Raw genomic sequence first — 717 nt, forward strand, 5'->3', positions numbered from 1 at the left:
GTGCGCAGCCTGCTCACGCGTGCGGCTGAGGAGACCCTGGCCCCGGCCCAGGGTCTCCTCAGCCGCACGCGTGAGCAGGCTGCGCACCTCGGCGGGCTCGAGCAGCTCCATCAGGGCCTGGCGCACCAGCGGGTGAAAGCGCAGGCCTCCCGCCACCTCCTCCAGCAGCAGGTCGTGGGCATAGGGCAGCAACACCGCAAAGGCCTCCTCCTCTGCGGCCACCTCGCCCCGCACACTGGCTTTGGCGGCTTGGTGTTGCACCTCCGGGGGTAGGTCGGCGATCAGGTAGGCCAGCAGCCCGGCGGGATCGGGGTGGGCGTAGAAGGCGGCCTCAGGCCGCACCCCGCGCCCCATGGCCCGCAGCAGCAGGCGCAGGCCGAGCGGCCAGCCCTTGGCCAGGCTGTGGGCCTGCTCGACCTCGAAGGCGGGAATCTGGGGGGTAAGGGCCTGGGCCAGCTCGAGGGCCTCGGCGGGATCAAAGGCCAGCTCCGACTCGCCGATCACCTGGCCCAGCACCTCCCAAGGGGCGGCCCGGCGGGTCAGCACCGCAATCTGTAGGTTGGGAACCCGCGCCAGCATCCGCAGCAGGGTCAGGTTCTCCCGGCTGGCGGCCCTCTGGGCTTCATCCAGCACCAGGGTGTGTCGGGGAACGGCCTCGGCCACCAGAACCTCCAGCAGCGCTTCCCCGGCGCTGGCCCAGGCCCCCCGCCCCAGCGC

1 pseudogene is annotated in these 717 nt (G+C 72.7%); it reads right to left on the reverse strand.

From position 1 onward, the window contains the following. Positions 1-717, reverse strand: a pseudogene (locus Mgrana_RS16660) (hypothetical protein); the annotation flags it as partial.

Origin of the sequence: Meiothermus granaticius NBRC 107808, assembly GCF_003574355.1 — a bacterium.
Taxonomy (GTDB): domain Bacteria; phylum Deinococcota; class Deinococci; order Deinococcales; family Thermaceae; genus Meiothermus; species Meiothermus granaticius.